Here is a 20,292-nt window from a genome sequence, read left to right as displayed (position 1 = left end):
GAATGCGACTATCGACGCCGGACCTTAACAACTCCTTACCGGCCCGGCGGAAAATTTACGGATGTGTACCACTCATGAAATCTAGGTAAATTCTACCGACATATTTCGGTAACCATGCCGGAGATCGCGATCAGTCCGCCAGTTGCGGCAGGTTCTTGAACAGCTCCAGCGCCTCTGGGTTGGCGAGCGCCTCCTTGTTCTTGATGGCGCGGCCATGCACCACGTCGCGCACAGCAAGCTCGGTGATCTTGCCCGACTTGGTGCGCGGGATGTCGGTGACGGCGACGATCCTGGCCGGCACGTGACGCGGGCTTGCCCCGCTGCGGATTTTTGCCCGTATGCGTTTTTCAAGTTCCTCGTCGAGCTGCACGCCGGCGGCCAGGCGCACGAACAGGACGACGCGCACATCATTGTCGAAGTCCTGGCCGATGCACAGCGCCTCCAGGATCTCCGGCATCTGCTCGACCTGGTTGTAGATCTCCGCCGTGCCGATCCTCACGCCGCCCGGGTTGAGCGTGGCGTCGGAACGGCCATGGATGATCAGGCCGCCATGCTCGGTCCATTCGGCGAAATCGCCATGACACCAGACATTGTCGAAGCGCTCGAAATAGGCCGCCCGGTACTTCTTGCCCTCGGGATCGTTCCAGAAGCCGATCGGCATCGCCGGAAACGCCTTGGTGCAGACCAGCTCGCCCTTTTCCTGCCGGACCGGCCTGCCGTCGTCGTCCCAGACATCGACGGCAAGGCCGAGGCCGGGACCCTGGATCTCGCCGGTCCAGACCGGCTGCGTCGGCACACCGAGCACGAAGCAGGAGACGATGTCGGTGCCGCCGGAGACCGAGGCCAGATGGACGTCTTTCTTGATGCCGTCATAGACGAAGCGGAAATCCTCCGGCGACAGCGGCGAGCCGGTGGAGGAAATCGCCCGCACGCTCGACAGATCATGGCTGCGGATCGGCTTCAGGCCGGCCTTGCGCACGGAATCGATGAACTTGGCCGAGGTGCCGAAGAAGGTCATCTTCTCGGCATCGGCAAAGTCGAACAGCACATTGCCGTCAGGGTAGAAGGGCGAGCCGTCATAGAGCAGCAGCGTGGCACCCGAAGCGAGCCCCGACACGAGCCAGTTCCACATCATCCAGCCGCAGGTGGTGAAGTAGAAGAAGCGGTCGCCCTCGATCAGCCCTGCATGCAGCCGGTGTTCCTTGACATGCTGGATCAGCGTGCCGCCGACCGAATGGACGATGCATTTGGGAATGCCGGTCGTTCCCGACGAGAACAGAATGTAGAGCGGATGCGCGAAAGGCAGCGGCTCGAAGGCAACGGGCTTGCCGGCGAAGGGCGACAGCGCCTCTTCCAGCGCCACCGCCTTGTCTATGGTGCCAGCGACATCGCTCGAAGTGCCTAGATAGTCGACGACCAGGATCTTGCGGACAGTGCCGAGCTTGGCCGCGACCGCGGCGATCTTGTCGGCGACCTCGATCGCCTTGCCGTTGTACCAATAGCCATCGGGCGCGATGAAGACGACAGGCTCGATCTGGCCGAAGCGGTCGAGCACGCCCTGCTCGCCGAAATCGGGAGAGCAGGACGACCAGACCGCGCCGATCGAGGCGGCTGCGAGCATGGCGGCGACGGTCTCCGGCATGTTGGGCATCATCGCGGCAATGCGATCGCCCTTCTTCACCTTGAGCGACAGGAAAAGCTGCTGCAGCCGCGAGGTCAGCGCATGCAACTCGTTCCAGGACAGACGGCGCTCGACCTTGTCCTCACCGCGAAACACGATCGCCTCACTGGCGCCGGTCTTCTTCAGGAGATTCTCGGCGAAATTCAGTGTGGCCTCGGGGAAGAACGATGCGCCGGGCATCCTGTCGCCGTCGACCAACACAGGCTCTCCCTTGTCGCCGACGATGCCGCAGAAATCCCAAACCAGGCTCCAGAACCCTTCGCGATCCTCGATCGACCAGCCGTGAAGCTGCGAATATGAAGAAAACGCCACGCCGGCTTTTCCAGCGGCGGCCTTCGTGAAAGCGGTCAAGGTTGCTGCATCAATCTGGTCTTGCGTCGGGGTCCAGAGCGGTACTTCGGCAGCCATGATCGTTCCTCCGCGGTCGCCATCGCTTATGCATATCGCAGCGCAGCAGAGCAAGATTTTGTTCGGCCGATGCAGCCAGATGTGCGCAAATGCCATCGCCGGGCCATAAAGACTTGAAATGCGTCAGCCCTAAGTCGTAGTGACGACTGGAAGTCGTGGTAACGACTGGGTTACACCATCGGGCGATTTTGTCGGAATGGAAGCATACGGGGCGATATGCCATCATCTTTGATCCGGCGCGGAATATGGGCGATCGGCGCTGCCGTGATCGTCATCGCGCTGGTGGTTGCTACCTTGCCGCTGATCGCCTCCACCCGTATCGTGCGCGACCGCATCGCTTGGGAAATGAGCGCGTGGAGCGGCTTCCGGGTCGCCATCGAGGGCTCGCCCCGCATCGAGGTCTGGCCGACATTCCGGGCAATCCTGACCGATGTGACGCTGTCGCAATGGACCGACACCGAGGCGCCGCCGGTCGTCGAGGCCGAACGGGTCGAGGTCGACCTTTCCGCCATGGCGGCTTTGCGCGGCGACGTGGTATTTTCGACGGCGCGGCTGGTGCGGCCGACGATCCGGGTTGAGCGCACGCCAACCGGCCTTTTCCTGCCCGCCGTCCCGACCGGCGGGCGCATCACGCGTTCCATCGACGCGGCGCGCGGCGTCGTCAATGCCGACCCCGCCACGCCGGATCTCGACAAGCTGCCGACCGATACTTTCGGCACGGTGGAGTTTCGCGACGGCCGCATGGTGGCTTCGGTCAATGGCAAGGACGTCGAGATTCTGAGCAGCCTGAGCGGCCAGGCGACCTGGGCGGCGATGAACAGCAATGCGACGCTGTCGGCGACGGGGATCTGGCGCGGCGAAAGCGTGGCCGTGGACGCCGCTTCGGAGAAGCCGCTGGTGCTGTTTGCCGGCGGCATGGCGCCGCTGACTCTGTCTTTCAAGGCCGCGCCCGCCACCTTCTCTTTCGACGGCACGGCCAGCATGTCCGAAAACAGCTATTTCGACGGTCAGGCGAAGTTTTCGGCGCCCTCGCTGCGCCGCGTGCTGGAATGGTTGCAGTCCGGCATCGCGCCGGGCGCCGCGATCGGCTCGGTCAGCATTTCGAGCAAGGTCACGGCGACGGCCGGGCGCGTCAAATTCGACAACACCGCCATCGCGCTGGACAACAATCCGGGAATGGGAGCGCTGGACCTGTCGCTTGGCGAAGCTCAGCCGGTGATCTCCGGCACACTCGCCTTCGACACGCTCGACCTCAGATCGTTCCTGTCGGCCTTCACGCCGCTGGCGCCGACCGGAGGGGCCGGGCCCAGCGAAATCGACACAAGTTTCGCCGACAAGATCAACCTCGATCTCAGGCTGTCCGCGGCACACGCCACGGCGGGGCCTATCCAGCTCGCCGACGTCGCCGCCACCGCACAGGTCAAGGATGGTCTGTCCGTCTTCGATATCTCCGATGCCTCGGCCTTCGGCGGCAACATCCAGACCAGCCTTCGCTTCGACCGCAAGCCGGAAGGCTCACAGGTCGAAATCCGTCTGCTGGCGTCCGATATCGACGGCGGTGCTTTCGCCACGGCGGCGGGGATGACCCGCCTGGTGCCGGTCGGCACGGGGACCGTCTCGGTGATCCTCAAGGGGCCGGGCAGAACCTGGGACTCCATCTTCGACAATGCCGACGGCTCGGTTTCGGCGACCTTCGGACCGGGTGCGTTGAGCAAGCTCAACCTGCCAGCCTTCCTCAAGCATACCGAACAAGGCGGCTTCTTCGCGCTCGACGACGTCTCCGACGGAACGCTGCCGATCGACGGCGCCGAGATCAAGGCCAGCATTTCGAAGGGCGTGGCTCGGCTCGACAAGGCCGAAGCCAATTCGGCGAAATACAAGATCTGGCTGTCCGGGATCGCGTCCTACGCCGGACGCGGACTGGCCCTGTCCGGCGGTGTCATTCAGCAGGACCAGACGGCAACGCAGACCACTGGCCAGCAAGGTTCCAACCAGTCATCGTTTTTTGTCGGCGGAACCTGGAGCACGCCGTTCATTTCCCCGATCAGCCGCGGCGTTTCGGGGGAATAGGCAGCCGCGCTTCCCGTCTTCACCCGCGCTGCGCGGCCTGCTCGTCGAGCTGGCGCTGCACCTCACGCCGCTTGTTGGCAAGCGAGGCGATGATGACGCCGATCGCCACAACGGCGATCAGGATGGTGCAGGCGGCGTTGATCTCCGGCGTCACGCCGAGGCGAACCTGGCTGTAGATCTTCATCGGCAGCGTCGTGGCACCCGGCCCGGAGGTGAAGCTGGCGATCACCAGATCGTCGAGCGAAAGTGTAAAGGCCAGCATCCAGCCCGACACGATCGCCGGCATGATGACCGGCAGCGTGATCTGGAAAAAGGTCTTCACCGGTGTCGCGCCAAGATCCATCGCCGCTTCTTCCAGCGAGCGGTCGAAGGTGACGAGGCGCGACTGCACGACGACGGCGACGAAACACATGGTCAAAGTTATGTGAGCCAGCGTGACGGTCAGAAAGCCGCGGTCGAGACCGACGGCAACGAAGAGCAGCAGCAGCGAGAGGCCGGTGATGACTTCCGGCATGACCAGCGGCGCAAAGACCATGCCGGAGAACAGCACCCTGCCCTTGAAGCGGGTGTAACGGGTCAAGGCGAGTGCCGCCAGCGTGCCGAGCACCGTCGCCACGGTGGCCGAGATCAGGCCAACGCGTGCCGTCACCCAGGTCGCGTCCATGAGGCCCTGGTTGTGGAACAGCGAGACGTACCATTTGGTCGAGAAGCCGCCCCAGACGGTGACCAGCTTGGATTCGTTGAAGGAGAAGACGATGAGCAGCACGATCGGCAAATAGAGAAAGGCAAAGCCAAGCACGATCGAGGTGATGTTGAAGCGGCTCCAGGTGGTGTTCATGAGGTCACCTGTCCATTTCCTGAGCGCGCGCCTGAGCCCGCTGGAAGAGCATGATCGGCACGATCAGCAGCAACAGCAGGATGACGGCGACGGCCGACGATACCGGCCAGTCGCGATTGGCGAAGAACTCGTTCCACAGCGTCTTGCCGATCATCAGCGTCTGCGATCCACCGAGCAGATCGGGAATGACGAACTCACCGACGGCTGGAATGAACACCAGCAGGCAGCCGGCGATGACGCCCGGCAGCGACAGCGGGAAGGTGATCTTCCAGAAAGCGCTGGTTGGCGGACAGCCGAGATCCTTTGCCGCCTCGATCAGGGAATAGTCCATCTTCTCGAGAGCGGAATAGAGCGGCAATACCATGAACGGCAGATAGGAATAGACGATACCGATGAAGATCGCCGTGTAGGTGTTGAGGATGATCAGCGGCTGGTGGATGACCCCGGTGGCGAGCAGCAGCTGATTGAGCAATCCCTCGGGCTTGAGAATGCCGATCCAGGCGTAGACGCGGATCAGGAACGAGGTCCAGAACGGCAGGATCACCAGCATCAGCAAGGTTGGGCGGATCGTCGCCGGCGCGCGTGCCATTCCATAGGCGATCGGATAACCCACGAGCAATGTCAGGACCGTCGAGATCGCGGCGATGATGACGCTGGTCACATAGGCGTTGAAGTAGAGCGCGTCCTGCGTCAGCCAGGTGTAGTTGTCGAGGCTGAGTTGTTTCAGCTGATCCAGAAATCCGGAAATGCCGCCGCTGAAATCGAGTGCCGGCGTATAGGGTGGAATGGCGATAGCCGTCTGCGACAGCGAAATCTTGAAGACGATGACGAACGGAATGAGGAAGAAGAACAGCAGCCAGACATAGGGGATGATGATGACCAGGCGGCCAACGAAGGCAGCGCCCAACCTGGCGAGGGCGGATTTGCCGGCATTGATTGCCGGAGAGGCTGATGTGGTGGTGACGGCGGCGCTCGACATGGTCGCCCCCTACCGCGTCAGCACGACGCCGGCGTCGGGCCGGAAGGAAACCCAGGCGCGGTCGTTCCAGCTCAATGGATCCTCGGTGATGCGAGCCGCGTTCATGGTGCTCGCGCGCACCACCTGGCCGTCGTCCAGCCTGACGTGATAGACGGTCATGTCACCGAGATAGGCGATGTCGTAGACCTCGCCCTCGATAGCGTTGACGGCCTCGGCCGGCTTTCTCGACGACACCTTGATCTTTTCCGGCCTGATGGCGAAGGTGACGGCCGTCCCGGCACTGGCAGCGCCGGCATTGTCGGTGCGGATGGTGATGCCATTGCCGGCATCGATGCTGGCGGCGCCAGCCTCGCCACGCGCGATCTTGCCCTCGAACATGTTCACATTGCCGACGAAACCGGCGACGAAGCGCGACCCCGGCGCCTCGTAGACTTCGGCCGGCGTTGCCACCTGCATCACCTCGCCCTTGTCGATGATGGCGATGCGATCGGCCATCGTCATCGCCTCTTCCTGGTCGTGGGTGACGACGACGAAGGTCAGGCCGAGGTTCTGCTGCAGGTCCATCAGTTCGAACTGCGTCTCTTCGCGCAGCTTCTTGTCGAGAGCGCCAAGCGGCTCGTCGAGCAGCAGCACTTTCGGCCGCTTGGCGACCGAGCGGGCGAGCGCGACGCGCTGGCGCTGGCCGCCGGACAGCTGGTGCGGCTTGCGCTTGGCGAACTGCTCGAGCTTGACCAGCTTCAGCATCTCGGCGACGCGCGACGCGATCTCAGGCTTCGGCATGCCGTCCTGCTTGAGGCCGAAGGCGATGTTGTTTTCGACCGTCATATGCGGGAACAGCGCATAGGACTGGAACATCATGTTGACCGGCCGGCGATAGGGCGGGATACCGCGCATATCCTGGCCATCGAGCAGGATGCGGCCGGCCGTCGGCTCCTCGAAACCGGCGAGCATTCTGAGCAACGTCGACTTTCCGCAACCAGAGGCGCCGAGCAGCGCGAAGAACTCCCGCTCGAATATGGTCAGCGACAGTTTGTTGACGGCGGTGAAGTCACCGAACTTCTTGGTGACATTGTCGAACTGGATGTATGGCTTGGCGTTCGGGTCGTTCCACGGCGCAAAATCCCTGCGGATGCTGCCAAGCGATTTCATGTCCCACTCCGTGCTGATTCCTGCTTCTTGCCCCAGAAAAGAATGGTCCCGGCAGGCGGCTGCCGGGACCATGTCGGATTGCTTACTGGCCAGTGACGATCTTGGTCCAGGTGCGCGTGATGACGCGCTGGGTCTTGGGATCGTATGGCGAGACGGTGTAGAGCTTCTTTATCGTCTCGGCATCGGGATAAACCGAAGGATCATCCAACAGTGCCTTGTCGACGAATTGCTGCGAAGCCTTGTTGCCGTTTGCGTAGAGCACGTAGTTCGACGACTTGGCGATAACCTCCGGCTTCATCATATAGTTGATGAACTCGAGCGCCTCGGCGACATGCGGCGCATCGGCGGGGATCGCCATCTGGTCGAACCACATCTGAGCGCCCTCCTTTGGCACGGAATAGCCGATCTCGACGCCCTGCTTGGCCTCGACCGCGCGGTTGCGAGCCTGGAACACGTCACCCGACCAGCCGACCGCCAGGCAGATATCGCCGTTGGCGAGGGCGTTGATGTATTCGGAGGAGTGGAACTTTCGGATGTAGGGCCGGACCTTGAGCAAAGTTTCCTCGGCCTTGGCGATATCGTCAGGCGACGTGCTGTTCGGGTCGAGGCCGAGATATTTCAACGCCGCCGGGATGATGTCGGCCGGGGAGTCCAGCACGTAGACACCGCAGTCCTTCAATTTGGCCAGGCTGTCCGGATTGAAGAAAACATCCCAGCTGTCGATCTTGTCGGTGCCGAGTGCTGCCTGCACCTTCTTGATGTTGTAGCCGATGCCAACCGTGCCCCACATGTAGTTGACCGAGTATTCGTTGCCGGGGTCGTATTTGGCGGTGCGCTCGGTAACCGTGTCCCACATATTGGAGATGTTCGGCAGTTTCGACTTGTCGAGCTTCTGGAACACCCCGGCCTGGATCTGGCGCGCGAGGAAATTGCCGCTGGGCACGACGACGTCATAGCCGCTGCCGCCGGCAAGCAGCTTGGTTTCCAGGATTTCGTTGGAATCGAAGGTATCGTAGACGACCTTGATGCCGGTTTCCTTGGTGAAATCGTCGATGATCGAACTGTCGATATAGTCCGACCAGTTGAAGACATTGACGACGCGATCCTCGGCATGACCGCCGACGGTGAAAAGCGTCAGAAATACCGAAGTCGCCGAAAGCCAGAGCGCTTTGCGGATCATGCTATTCTCCTTTGGTGAGTGTTCCTTCGCCGGCTCGTCGCGGTTCCAGCGCGGCCGGGCATTTGTTTCAGGCTATTGAGCTTTCCAAAAGGCGACAAGCGTGGACTGCCAACGCTATGCAGGCAGTTCGATGAGCGGCAGGCGTTGTGTCGTCGCCGGGACTCGTGTGGCGTGCAGATGCCGTCATAGGCTTTCGCCGTGGCGCAGGCAGAGATACGACGATGTGGTCCGGTCTCGATCTGACCGGCAGGGAGACTTGGCAAGATACGCCTGTCTTGTTGTTGCCGTAATCTCAGCCTGCCCGCGCGGCAGCGACATTGTCAATGGCAAAGCTGCGTGCCACATCAATTAGGCGATGGAACTCCGGTGACCCCTGCGCGCTCGGGCCGGGTCTGGCGCTTGAATTCGAGCCCGATATGAACGAGCAGCGCCGTGACAACCACCGCGCCACCGATGATGGTGCGCACCGATGGCACCTCGGAATGGATGAGCCAGACCCATATCGGGCCGAGGATCGGCTCGAACGTGCCGAGCAGTGCTGCTATTGCCGCCGGGATCAGCCGCGCGCCGGTGGCGAAGAAGGCGAGGCCGAGGCCCAGATTGACCACGCCGAAGACAAAGAGAAAGCCCATGTCACCGGTCGACACAGTGAATGTCGATGCCTGCGAGGCGGCAAAGCCGGCCGCAAGCATGGTGCCGAGGCAGGTCGCCGGCGTCATGCGCACGCTGGAAAACCGCCGGGTGATGACGGTGGCGATCGAGAACATCACCGCGATCAACAGCGCCAGCCCGTCGCCTATCGGCGAGACAGCGCCATCTAGCGATTCCGACACCATGATGGCGACGCCGGCGATGACGGCGGCAATCGCCAGCCAGGTCGCGACACCAACCCTTTCACGGAACAACGCCCAGGCAAACAGCGCCGCCAGCAACGGCACGCCGGCCTGCATCAACAGGATGTTGGCGACGGTGGTATAGGCAAGTGCCACGACGAACGCCGTCGATGCGGTGGCGAAGCAGACCCCGACGGCAAGGCCGGGCAGACCCATGTCGCGGAACATTTTCAACATGCCGCGCCAGCCGTCGCGCCAGACCATGAAGCAGATCAGGAAGGCCGCTGCCCAGACGGAGCGCCAGAAAATAACCGTCCAGCTGTCGCCGACCGTGATGAAGCGGGCGATGGTGCCGCCGAAACTCCACATCAGCGCCGACAGGAACACCAGCAGGAAGCCGATGCGCTCCTCCCGTTGCGGAACGGTCGAGGAAACAAGGATCGGCGACGATGCGGTGTCGGTCATGGGCGCGACTGTCGGGCTTTCGTGGACGGGACGATGCGCAAGGACGACGAAAAGATGCTCTGTTCGCGTAACGCAAAAATGCAGGCCGGGCGTGAGCCAGCGACCGGCGACAATTGTGGCACCCCGCCACGGCGTTACTGAAAATCGAAGGCGCTCAAGCCGGTCACCATCTCGTCAAGGCCGAGCGGACGCGTCCCCGGCGGCTCGGCGCGCGCCAGGCAGCCGACGCGCTCGCAAAGCCGGCAGGCGGGCCCGACCGGCGTCGCCGCGACACTGCCGGCCTTTGCGGTGACTGCCGCGCCGGGCAGTGCGGCGCCATAGACGATGTCGTCGCGAAAGCCGATGTCGCAGCCAAGCAGCAGCGCCGTGCGGCGCGGGCGTTCCGAGAACGCGCCTTGCGGTCCTTCCAGCGTGCGGGCGATGCACAGGAACTCGGCGCCGTCGGGCATTTCCACCACTTCGACGATTATCTGGCCGGGCTGGGTGAAGGCGACATGCACCGGCAGCTTGGGACAGGCACCGCCGAAGCGGCTTTGCGGAAAGCCCTGGCTGCCGGCCTTGCGGAAGCGGTTGCCGGCATTGTCGACTTCCAGCATGAAAAACGGCACGCCCGAGGCCCCCTGCCGCTGCAGCATGGTCAGCCGATTCGCCGCCTGTTCGAAAGAGACACCGAAACGCGAACGCAGGACGTCGATATCGTAGCGGGCGCGCACCGCAGCTGCGTGAAAGGCCTGGTAGGGCATCATCAGTGCATGCGCCGCATAGCGGCCGAGTTCGAAGCGAGCGAGCCGGCGGGCCTCGTCGGTGGTCAGCTTGAGCGCCTGGATCTCGCCGGCGACCGCGACCGTCATACGGATCAGACAGGCCTCCATCGCGACTTCGCGTAACTGGTCGAACGGCGACAACCGCTCGGACAGGAACAGGCGCTGCGAGTGGCGGTCATAACGACGACGCCAGTTCGGCATGGTGGAGACCGGCAGCACCTTGACCACGATGCCGAATTCGCGCTTCAGCCAGGACTTCAGCGCGCCGAACAGATCGTCGCCGGGGTCAAGCACCGAGGTGAACGCCGCGGCCTCCTCCTCGAGGGCCGTGAAATGGTTCGGCCGGCGCTCGAAAATCTCGCGCACCTCGTCTATCGGCAGACGGGCTCCGGAAAGTGCGGTCGCCCGGCCCTCGCGCGCCAAAAGCTCGTTGAGGTCGGACAGGCGCTCGGCCTGCTCGCGATAGGCGCGAAACAGCTTTATCACCGCCGCGGACGCGTTTGGCGCCGCCTCGGCGAACTCGATCAGCTCCTGATCGCCTGGCAGTTCGCCGACCAGCAGAGGGTCGGTGAACACCTCCTTCAAGGCAGCGACAGATCCCCTTGCCTCGCCCTGCAACTCATGCGGATCGATCTTGTAGACGGACGCCAGCTTGAGGATCAGCTGCACCGTCAGCGGCCGCTGGTTGCGCTCGATCAGATTGAGATAGGACGGGGAAATGCCAAGCCCCTCGGCCATCGCCGTCTGGGTCAGGCCCTTGGCGTTGCGGATGCGGCGGATGCGCGGTCCGGCAAATATCTTCTGGTCAGCCATCGACTGTCCTTGACAGGAATTTACATAAGTTTCGCGGCAATCTCGATGCGCCGCTCTTTACAATCATGACAAATTTACAGCGTGCCTCTGTCAAACGCAACACAGATTTTCCCTTATATTTCGACGATTTTCTTGAATTTTCTGGCTCATTTCGCGCCGCAATGTAAATTCAGTCATATTCCGACGCACAGATGGTTGATGCTCGGACACGGTTCAGCAATCCTTCGGAGTGACCCATGACTGATTTTTACAACCTCGTCCCATCGGCGTCGGAAGGTCGCTTCGACGGTATCGAACGGCCCTATTCCGCGGAAGATGTGAAGCGGCTGCGCGGCTCGGTGCAGATACGCCAGAGCCTTGCCGAAATGGGCGCCAACCGGCTGTGGAAGCTCATCCACGAGGAGGACTTCGTCAACGCGCTCGGCGCCATGTCCGGCAACCAGGCGATGCAGCAGGTCCGCGCCGGACTAAAGGCGATCTACCTGTCGGGCTGGCAGGTTGCCGCCGACGCCAACACCGCTTCGGCGATGTATCCGGACCAGTCGCTCTATCCGGCCAACGCGGCGCCTGAACTGGTCAAGCGCATCAACCGCACGCTGCAGCGCGCCGACCAGATCGAGACGTCGGAGGGCAACGGGCTTTCGGTCGAGACCTGGTTCGCGCCGATCGTCGCCGACGCGGAAGCGGGTTTCGGCGGACCGCTCAACGCCTTCGAGATCATGAAGGCATTCATCGAGGCGGGCGCCGCCGGCGTCCACTATGAGGACCAGCTGGCGTCGGAGAAGAAATGCGGCCATCTCGGCGGCAAGGTGCTGATCCCGACCGCGGCGCATATCCGCAACCTCAACGCCGCACGCCTGGCGGCGGACGTGATGGGCACGCCGACCCTGGTCGTCGCGCGCACCGACGCGGAAGCCGCCAAGCTGCTCACCTCCGACATCGACGAACGCGACCAGCCCTTCGTCGACTACGGCGTCGGGCGCACCGTGGAAGGCTTTTATCACGTTAGGAACGGCATCGAGCCCTGCATCGCCCGCGCCATCGCCTATGCGCCTTACGCGGACCTGATCTGGTGCGAGACCTCGAAGCCGGACTTGGCGCAGGCCAAGAAATTCGCCGAGGGCGTGCGCAAGCATCACCCCGACAAGCTGCTCGCCTACAATTGCTCGCCATCGTTCAACTGGAAGAAGAACCTCGACGACGCGACGATTGCCAGGTTCCAGAAGGAACTCGGCGCCATGGGCTACAAGTTCCAGTTCATCACGCTCGCCGGCTTCCACCAGCTCAATTACGGCATGTTCGAACTGGCTCGCGGCTACAAGGCACGGCAGATGGCGGCCTATTCCGAGTTGCAGGAAGCGGAGTTCGCGGCCGAGGCCAACGGCTACACCGCGACCAAGCACCAGCGCGAGGTCGGCACCGGCTATTTCGACGCCGTGTCGATGGCGATCACCGGCGGCCAGTCGTCGACCACCGCCATGCATGAATCGACCGAGCACGCGCAGTTCAAGCCGGCCGCCGAATAGCGAACAGAAGAACGCAGAGGAAACGCCCGACAGGGCTTGGGACACAAGGAGAAGAGCAATGGCATCGATAAGCCGTGTCAAGGAACGCGCCGAGGAACAGTCCACGACGATGAGCGTCGACCAGCAAGCGACGATCCGCATGCTGGCCAACGATCTGCACCGCCTCAACCAGTCGGTGATGAAGGCGGTCGAGGCAGGCGTCTCGGTGGAGCTCGTGCGCTCGGCACGCCATCACGGCGGCGACGGCAACTGGGGCGATCTGCTGATCCCGGTGATCGTCACTCAGCAGGGCCACGGCTGATCGCAATCCGTGCAACCGCCTCTTCACCTGCGCGTTCTGCGCAGGTGAATTTTCTTTTTATGAAACGCACTATGGACAGTTCAGTACAGTGGCGTTGCTTGAAATTCACTGCTCCAAGCATGATTTTGGGGTCTTTTATTTCAACTTGACATGGACCACGATCTCACGCCAATTGCTCCCCAGATTCAACTCTGCATTGAAATAGGGGCGAGCTTCTTGGTCGACTTGTGTGCCCAGTGAATCGTGAAGACGAGACTCCAAGACATCTGAATTGGGTGGCCCGCGACGCAAGCACCGAGGCGATCCGTGATCCGTCGCAGGTGCTTGTCGTCGGCAAATCGCCAATCAATCGCGTGGTGATTTCGAAGATCGTCGAGCGATCCGGGCTCAAGCCAATCTCAGAATCTCCCGACACCGCGGCAAGGATCTTGCGGTCCCTCATTCCCGGCGCGGTTGTCCTTGACGGCGGCGCCGACAACAAGGACTGCGACAATCTGATGTCCAGCATCGGCGCGTTGCGGCGCGCCTCGGGCAAATCGCTGCCACCAGTGATCCTGCTTTCGACCAAGAATGGCACTACGGAAAGCCTGGGCCTGTCTGACATCATCGACGTGGTGGTCGCCAAGCCGATCACGCCCGAACGGCTGCAACCGGTGATCGATCGCTTGGTCGGCCGCTAGAGCGTAGGCGGTTTCCTGGGATCAGCCTGCGTTCACGATGCTTTCTACCAGTTCCGGCAGTTGTCCGAGATCGGATATCTGGCGGAATCTCGATTCGGCCACCGGGGCCTCGACATGCTCGAGCACCCAGGTCAGTTCATGCGGCACATGGACACCCCAACCGCCGGCCTCGATGGCCGGCACCACGTCCGACTTCAGCGAATTGCCGACCATCATGCTTTTTGCCGGACCATCGCCATGCCGGCTGAAGATCCTGCCATAGGTGGCGGCATTCTTGTCGCTGACGATCTCGATCGCGTCGAACAATTCGCCCAGGCCCGACCCGGCCAGCTTGCGCTCCTGGTCGAAGAGGTCGCCCTTGGTGATCAGCACAAGGCGGAATGCGCCGGCAAGCTTCTCGACCGTCTCGCGCGCATGCGGCAAGACCTCGATCGGATGGCTCAGCATCTCGCGGCCGGCATCGAGGATCTCCGATATGACCGCCGCAGGCACGCGACCTTGCGTGACCTCGATTGCCGTTTCGATCATCGACAGGGTAAATCCCTTGATGCCGAAGCCATAGACGGCAAGGTTGCGCCTTTCGGCTTCCAGCAATCGTGCCGAGATGTGCTCCGCTTCGGCATGATCGGCAAGCATGGCGGCAAAGCGCTTCTCCGTCAGGCGGAAGAACTGCTCGTTCTGCCAGAGTGTGTCGTCGGCGTCGAAGCCGATCGTCGTCAGTTTGCCGTCGTACCTCATGCAATTTCTCGATTGGGATTGAAGGCCGAAACTAAGCCGATTGGCGTGATTTTCAACCGTGTCAGCCAAAGCCCGACGCGGCTCCCCTTCCCTTCCATGGGAGGGCACGGCTATACTCCACAATCCGCAACCCAATCTGGTGAATGATGCCGCCTGCAAAAAAGGAAGTCCGTCCGTCGAGCCGCGGAGGACGTGCCCGCACGCCTGCCTTCGTGAAAAACCAACGGGGCGTCAAGAACTGGAAGGAAGTCAGCGCGTGGCTCGAATGGCGCGGCATCGAGGACATCGAGTGCATCACACCTGATCAGGCAGGCGTCGCGCGCGGCAAGATGATGCCGTCGAAGAAATTCACCTCCAACACCTCGCTGGCACTGCCGTCGGCTGTGTTCATGACGACGATTTCCGGCGGCTACCCCGAGGATGGCAACGGCTTCCACTACCCGGAAGACGACGGCGACCTCAAACTGATGCCAGATCTGTCGACACTGACGGTAGTGCCCTGGGAAGAAGACCCGACGGCCGCGGTCATCTGCGACCTCGTCCACCAGGATGGCCGCTCGGTCGAGTTCACGCCGCGCAACGTGCTCAAGCGCGTGGTTGCCGCCTATGACAAGCTCGGCCTGAAGCCGGTGGTTGCGCCCGAGATCGAATTCTATCTGGTGCGCAAGAACCCCGATCCGGACTATCCGCTGACTCCGCCGGTCGGCCGGTCCGGACGCGCGATCGGCGGCGGCGCCGGTTATTCGATCGCCGGCGTCAACGAATTCGACGAACTGATCGACGACATCTACCATTTCTCCGAAAGCCAGGGCCTGGAGATCGATACGCTGATCCATGAGGAAGGTGCCGGCCAGCTTGAGATCAATCTGCGCCATGGCGACCCGATCGAACTGGCCGACCAGGTGTTCATGTTCAAGCGCACCATTCGCGAGGCGGCGCTGAAACACGAGATCTATGCCACCTTCATGGCCAAGCCCATCCAGGGGCAGCCTGGCTCCGCCATGCATATCCATCAGTCGATCATCGACAAGAAGACCGGACAGAACATCTTTTCGGCCGCCGACGGTTCGGAAACCGACGATTTTTTCCACTTCATCGGCGGCATGCAGAAGCATGTGCCGAACGCGCTGGTGATGTTCGCGCCCTATGTCAATTCCTACCGCCGGCTGACACAGGCGGCGTCGGCGCCGGTCAACAACAAATGGGGCTACGACAACCGCACCACGGCGTTTCGTGTGCCACGTTCGGATCCGGCGGCACGGCGCGTCGAAAACCGCATCCCCTCCTCTGACGCCAACCCCTATCTGGCGCTGGCGGCATCGCTTGCCTGCGGGCTGATCGGCATAACCAACAAGGTCAAGGCCGAGCCTCCCGTCCTGACCACCGCCAACGCGGACGAGATCGACCTGCCACGCGGCCTGCTCGAAGCCGTCGACCTGTTCGAGGGCGACGAGGAACTCTGCGCGCATCTGGGCAAGTCCTTCGCCGCGACCTATGCGGCCATTAAGCGCGCGGAATTCGAGACGTTCATGGAAGTGATCAGCCCGTGGGAGCGGGAGTATCTGCTGCTGAATGTTTAGAGGAATAGCGAATAGCGAATAGCGAATAGCGAATAGCGAATAGCGAATAGAAATGATGAGACAGGCGACACCAGTCTCGATCAACCCACACTCTTCAATTCTCCCCTATTCGCTACTCCCTACTCGCTATTCGCTTTCTCACTCCCTTCCAAATCTCCGAGTCTTCACCGCATCATGGCCTACCAATCCCCAATTTCTCCCGGCCGCTCCTGGTATGAGGACAGCGCCGGACCAAGACCCGAATACCCAAGCCTCGATGGCGACCGGACTTGCGACGTCGTTGTCATCGGCGGCGGCTTTACCGGTCTGTCGGCGGCAGCGCATCTGGCCAAGGCTGGCACCAATGTCGTGCTGATCGAGGCGCATCGCTTCGGTGATGGCGCTTCCGGGCGCAATGGTGGCCAACTTGGCACCGGCCAGCGTTCGTGGGTGGAGGATCTGGAGGCCGAGTACGGTTTTTCCCGGGCCAAGGCGCTGTTCGATCTCGCCGAAGAGGCGAAGGCCCATCTCTTCGAATTCGCTGCTGCCAACCAGATCGACATCGACTATATGCCGGGCCAGCTCTCGGTGGCGCACAAGCCGCGCTACGTCGACGGTTACAAGGCGCATGCCGAGATCATGGCGAGCCGTTTTTCCTACCCGCATATCTCGTTCATGGATGCCAGGGAGACGGCGGAGCGGCTGGGATCGACCGCCTATTTTGGCGGGACGCGCGACACCGGCACTGGCCACATCCACCCGATGAAGCTGGTGATCGGTACGGCGCGGGTGGCAGCGCTTGCCGGCGCCCAGTTGTTCGAGGGGACGCCATCGACCGGCATCATTTCCAGTGGCGGCAAGGTCAAGGTTTCGACGCCGAGAGGCACGATGACAGCGCAGAAATGCCTGATCGCGGTCAACGCCCATGGCGGCACACTCGAGCCGGTGAGTGCGGCGCACATCATGCCGATCGGTTCGTTCATCGGCGCGACGGTGCCCCTGGGAGCGGACTCGAACCTGTTGCCGGGCGGCGAGGCGGTCGACGATTCCCGCTTCGTCGTGCGCTATTTCCGCAAGTCGAGGGATGGCCGGCTGCTGTTTGGCGGGCGCGAGATCTATGGCGTCAACGATCCGAAGGATATCCACATCCATATCCGCCGCCAGATCGCGGAACTCTACCCAACGCTCAGGGATGTCGAGATCACGCATGGCTGGGGCGGCTATGTCGGCATCACGGTTCCGAGAAAGCCGTTCGTGCGCGAAGTGATGCCCAATGTCATCTCCGCCGGCGGCTATTCCGGCCACGGCGTCATGCTGTCGAACTTCTTTGGCAAGCTCTATGCCGAAACCGTTGGCGGCAACCGCGACCGGCTGAAGCTGATCGAGGACCTGAAAATCCCGCCGTTCCCCGGCGGCCGGCGCTTCCGCACGCCGCTGCTGTTCCTGGCGCTCAACTGGTTTGCTCTGCGCGACAGGATCTAGCGCCTTCTCCGTTCCAATGGAATCGGGACCGGTTCCATCTGTCGGCTGAAGCGTGATCTCTGACGAAGCTGAATGCCATTGCGCTCCGGGCTGGATAGGATCGCTCTGAATTCATGTAATATTCCTGTAATATTTGTTGCCGTGGCGGCACATTGCGGAATCCCCGGCAAAGGTGCAGAATCGGGTGGGAAGGCGTAGTGATGCCACAATCACCGGCAAAAGATGCCGGTTGTGGGCGACTGACGGGGAATTCCGCGGGCTTTCCCGCTTTGGTTTCTTGGGACCGATGCAGATCTGGCGCCAGGTTCTTGGCATTCGATCGAAAGAACATCGGCCCGCTTATGGAGGTGGCAAGAGTTGAGAGAGCCCTTCAGTTTCGGTACGCCGGAACGTCGGCGCTTTGCCATGCAGTTCGGATACGACATGCGGCCGTCCTTCTGGCAGGAAGTCCGTTCGAACTCGCATCTGGTGATCGCCGCGATCGGCACCGCCGCACTGCTTGGCGTCGCCGCCGTGGCGTTATGGCTGACATTGCCGGCCAGCGACAGGCAAGCGGCAGCGAGCTCCGAGCAGACCATTCCAACCATTCCGGTGAAGACGACGAAAATAGCCCCGGTGGGGGCCGCGGTCGCCGCGGCAGCCGTGCCCCAGGCGCGCAAGTCCGACACAGTTTCACCGACCGTCACGGCCGCGGAAGCCAACGTACAAGCGCTCGCGGCCAATGATCCGCGCTGGACCGGTTCGCAGCCGAAGGCTGCATCCGCTTCCGACTCGACTGCTCCGAGCCAGGTGGCGAACCAGGCTGAACAGACACCGGACAAGCCGGCGGCGGCATTCGCGCAGCCGGCAGCCGATACCGATGCAACCGCTGAACTTGCCAAGGTTGCCGCGCCCTCCGCGGCGGCGGGCAGCCATCCCGATGGCGCACAAACCGCCGCCATCCCCGCGGTGAAGCCGCCAGTGCCGGCTCAGCAGCCAGCGGCAACAGAAGGCGACGGCAGCCAGCCCAAGGCGAAGCCTGGGAAGGTCGCAGCCGCCGGAACGGGGCGCATCCTGAGGGCCGTGACCATGCGGAGCGGCCCGAAGAAGAATGCCGCCGCCATCGGCACGGTGCCCGCCAGAACCTCGGTGCAGGTGATGAACTGCAAGCAATGGTGCCAGATCACCTACAACGGCAAGACCGGCTGGGTCTACAAGAGCTACATCAAGACCGGCGCCTGACGCCCCACCGCTCCGCGCGGGGCATGTCCGTTGTTCTGGTGCATGTCATTCTCCCAAAACCGGGGCCACTTTCGGGCCACATACACCAGGCTTTCAGATGCAACGGCCGCCGTCGACCTCCAGCGCCACACCGGTGATGAAGGCGGCTTCGTCGGAGGCCAGCCAGAGTGCGGCGTTGGCGATGTCGAGTGGCGTCGAAAGCCGCCCGAGCGGGATCGATGCCCGGAATTTCTCACGGATTTCGGGTGTGTCGGCGCCCATGAATTTCTCCAGCATGCCGGTCTCGCCGGCAACCGGGCAGAGGCAGTTGACGCGGATGTTCTTCGGCGCCAGTTCCACCGCCATCGACTTAGCCCGGATATCTCACACTGTCTTTTGGCGTAGGTCTGAAGCGGGGATTTTGCGAGCGCGTGAGTTGCAGGCAAGGGCTGTCGCCGCGCGAAGCGGTGATTGTGGTTCGGCGATATCCTTGTTGTTGACGGGAGGGTGGATCGGGGCGCTCAGATGGCGGCTGCCGATAGTCTGGCGTAGGTCAGGGCCCATTCGCGCTGGAAGGGGCAGGCCGAGTTCATGGCCAGCTTGACGCGGCGCACCGAGACGTTGACCAGGGCGCCGATCTTGAACAGTTTGAGGCGGATGGTGGCGCAGCTTGCCCTGGCGAGCCGTGTGTCCACCAGGCCGATGCGGCGCAGCGCGCAGATCAGCACATAGGCCATCGAGGCGAACCAGAGCCTGAGCTGGTTGGCCCGCATGGTGGCCGCCGAGGTGCGGTCGGCGAACAGGTCGAGCTGACATTCCTTGATGCGGTTCTCCATCTCGCCGCGGGCGCAGTAGAGGTCCTCGTAGAGGCATTGCGCCGGCCAGGCCTCGGCGGCGAGCGAGGTGACGACAAAGCGCGGGTTGGCGTCGCCTTGCGTCCACTCGGCCTTGGCCACGACCCGGCGCCGGCAGCTCCAGCTCTTGCGGGTGGTCCACAGGAAGTCCTTGAAGCGGCGGGCCGGCCGGCTGGTGAGGGCACTTTCCACCCTGGCCGCGTCCAGTTCAGCCGCGATGTGGCGGGCCAACCGAACATTGCGGGCCAGACCGAACAGGTAGTCGACGGCGTTCTGCTCGCACCAGGCCATCAGCTCCTCACGGGCGAAGCCGGAATCGGCGCGCAGCACGATGCGAACCTTGGGCCAGCGCTGGCGCAACTGGCGCACGATGCGCTCGATCTCCTGAACCGCGCCGGCGGCGGCGTCGATGTTGGCGGGCCGCAGCTTGGCGCACAACAGGTGATCGCCGCAGAAGACGTAGAGCGGCAGGTAGCAGTAGTTGCCGTAATAGCCGTGGAAGAAACGCCCCTCCTGGTTGCCGTGCAGGGGATCGTCGGTGGCGTCCAGATCGAGCACGATCTCTTCGGGCGCAGTCGCGTGCGCGCCCATGAACAGCTCGACGAACAGCGCCTCGATCGCCGCCGGATCGTGGCTGATCTTGTGATAGCGCGAAGGCTGCGGCCGGCTCAGCTCCAGCCGGTTGAGCGTCGACTTGCCGGCGACGGCCGCGCATTTCTTGTGACGCCGTGCCTTGAGCTTGCCGGCCAGCACCGCCAGCACCGGATCATGG

At 62.6% G+C, this 20,292-nt stretch carries 16 protein-coding genes and 1 pseudogene; 7 read left to right on the top strand and 10 right to left on the bottom strand.

Annotated elements, in window-relative coordinates:
* Positions 1 to 130: 130 nt before the first annotated feature.
* Positions 131 to 2,089: an acetoacetate--CoA ligase gene (locus NKH03_RS29270; protein WP_352972312.1), complete on the bottom strand. Its 1,959-nt coding sequence runs from the start codon at positions 2,087 to 2,089 to the stop codon at positions 131 to 133.
* Positions 2,090 to 2,305: 216 nt separating this feature from the next.
* Between NKH03_RS29270 and NKH03_RS29265 the strand changes: the two genes are divergently transcribed.
* Positions 2,306 to 4,159, top strand: coding sequence for an AsmA family protein (locus NKH03_RS29265; protein WP_352972309.1), 1,854 nt, complete (start codon positions 2,306 to 2,308; stop codon positions 4,157 to 4,159).
* A 19-nt stretch (positions 4,160 to 4,178) separates the two neighbouring features.
* On the opposite strand, the gene NKH03_RS29260 is transcribed toward NKH03_RS29265, so the two are convergent.
* The 6 genes from NKH03_RS29260 to NKH03_RS29235 all read right to left on the bottom strand — a co-directional run bounded on the left by NKH03_RS29260 (position 4,179) and on the right by NKH03_RS29235 (position 11,180).
* Complete coding sequence (locus NKH03_RS29260; protein ID WP_352869624.1) at positions 4,179 to 4,997, bottom strand: ABC transporter permease; 819 nt, start codon at positions 4,995 to 4,997, stop codon at positions 4,179 to 4,181.
* 4 nt (positions 4,998 to 5,001) lie between these two features.
* Complete coding sequence (locus NKH03_RS29255; protein WP_352972306.1) at positions 5,002 to 5,976, bottom strand: ABC transporter permease subunit; 975 nt, start codon at positions 5,974 to 5,976, stop codon at positions 5,002 to 5,004.
* A 9-nt stretch (positions 5,977 to 5,985) separates the two neighbouring features.
* The gene (locus tag NKH03_RS29250; RefSeq protein WP_352869628.1) at positions 5,986 to 7,125 is read right to left on the bottom strand and encodes an ABC transporter ATP-binding protein; all 1,140 of its coding nucleotides are present in this window, start codon (positions 7,123 to 7,125) and stop codon (positions 5,986 to 5,988) included.
* An 82-nt stretch (positions 7,126 to 7,207) separates the two neighbouring features.
* Entirely contained in the window at positions 7,208 to 8,305 is a 1,098-nt protein-coding gene (locus tag NKH03_RS29245) for a polyamine ABC transporter substrate-binding protein (RefSeq protein WP_352972303.1), read from the bottom strand.
* 344 nt (positions 8,306 to 8,649) lie between these two features.
* On the bottom strand, positions 8,650 to 9,603 hold the full coding sequence (locus tag NKH03_RS29240; protein ID WP_352972300.1) for a DMT family transporter: 954 nt from the start codon (positions 9,601 to 9,603) through the stop codon (positions 8,650 to 8,652).
* Between the two features lie 134 nt (positions 9,604 to 9,737).
* Positions 9,738 to 11,180, bottom strand: coding sequence for a helix-turn-helix domain-containing protein (locus tag NKH03_RS29235; RefSeq protein WP_352972297.1), 1,443 nt, complete (start codon positions 11,178 to 11,180; stop codon positions 9,738 to 9,740).
* A gap of 236 nt (positions 11,181 to 11,416) precedes the next feature.
* On the opposite strand from NKH03_RS29235, the gene aceA reads away from it, so the two are divergent.
* The 3 genes from aceA to NKH03_RS29220 all read left to right on the top strand — a co-directional run bounded on the left by aceA (position 11,417) and on the right by NKH03_RS29220 (position 13,687).
* Positions 11,417 to 12,706: an isocitrate lyase gene (gene aceA / locus NKH03_RS29230; RefSeq protein ID WP_352972294.1), complete on the top strand. Its 1,290-nt coding sequence runs from the start codon at positions 11,417 to 11,419 to the stop codon at positions 12,704 to 12,706.
* A gap of 58 nt (positions 12,707 to 12,764) precedes the next feature.
* Positions 12,765 to 13,007 (top strand): SMc00767 family acetate metabolism repressor, encoded by a 243-nt coding sequence (locus NKH03_RS29225; RefSeq protein WP_352629639.1) that lies wholly within the window; start codon positions 12,765 to 12,767, stop codon positions 13,005 to 13,007.
* Positions 13,008 to 13,282: 275 nt separating this feature from the next.
* Positions 13,283 to 13,687, top strand: a complete 405-nt coding sequence (locus NKH03_RS29220; RefSeq protein WP_502911007.1) for a response regulator — start codon at positions 13,283 to 13,285, stop codon at positions 13,685 to 13,687.
* 21 nt (positions 13,688 to 13,708) lie between these two features.
* Here NKH03_RS29220 and NKH03_RS29215 read toward each other — a convergent pair whose 3' ends face one another.
* The gene (locus tag NKH03_RS29215; protein ID WP_352869638.1) at positions 13,709 to 14,425 is read right to left on the bottom strand and encodes an HAD family hydrolase; all 717 of its coding nucleotides are present in this window, start codon (positions 14,423 to 14,425) and stop codon (positions 13,709 to 13,711) included.
* Positions 14,426 to 14,568: 143 nt separating this feature from the next.
* Between NKH03_RS29215 and NKH03_RS29210 the strand changes: the two genes are divergently transcribed.
* The 3 genes from NKH03_RS29210 to NKH03_RS29200 all read left to right on the top strand — a co-directional run bounded on the left by NKH03_RS29210 (position 14,569) and on the right by NKH03_RS29200 (position 18,687).
* Positions 14,569 to 16,005 (top strand): glutamine synthetase family protein, encoded by a 1,437-nt coding sequence (locus NKH03_RS29210; RefSeq protein ID WP_352869640.1) that lies wholly within the window; start codon positions 14,569 to 14,571, stop codon positions 16,003 to 16,005.
* 174 nt (positions 16,006 to 16,179) lie between these two features.
* Positions 16,180 to 17,466, top strand: coding sequence for an NAD(P)/FAD-dependent oxidoreductase (locus NKH03_RS29205; RefSeq protein ID WP_352972292.1), 1,287 nt, complete (start codon positions 16,180 to 16,182; stop codon positions 17,464 to 17,466).
* Positions 17,467 to 17,823: 357 nt separating this feature from the next.
* Complete coding sequence (locus NKH03_RS29200; protein WP_352972289.1) at positions 17,824 to 18,687, top strand: SH3 domain-containing protein; 864 nt, start codon at positions 17,824 to 17,826, stop codon at positions 18,685 to 18,687.
* A 93-nt stretch (positions 18,688 to 18,780) separates the two neighbouring features.
* Here the strand turns inward: NKH03_RS29200 and NKH03_RS29195 are convergent.
* Together NKH03_RS29195 and NKH03_RS29190 are read right to left on the bottom strand one after the other, a co-directional pair.
* Positions 18,781 to 19,038 (bottom strand): annotated as a pseudogene (locus NKH03_RS29195) (SDR family oxidoreductase); the annotation flags it as partial.
* Between the two features lie 149 nt (positions 19,039 to 19,187).
* Positions 19,188 to 20,292: IS1380 family transposase (locus NKH03_RS29190; protein ID WP_352972288.1), on the bottom strand; the 1,105-nt coding region annotated here is incomplete at its 5' end.

The organism is Mesorhizobium sp. M1406, assembly GCF_040317555.1.
Classification (GTDB): Bacteria; Pseudomonadota; Alphaproteobacteria; order Rhizobiales; family Rhizobiaceae; genus Mesorhizobium.
The sequence above is the reverse complement of the archived record's forward strand: the minus strand, read 5'-3'. Positions and strand labels throughout refer to the sequence as shown.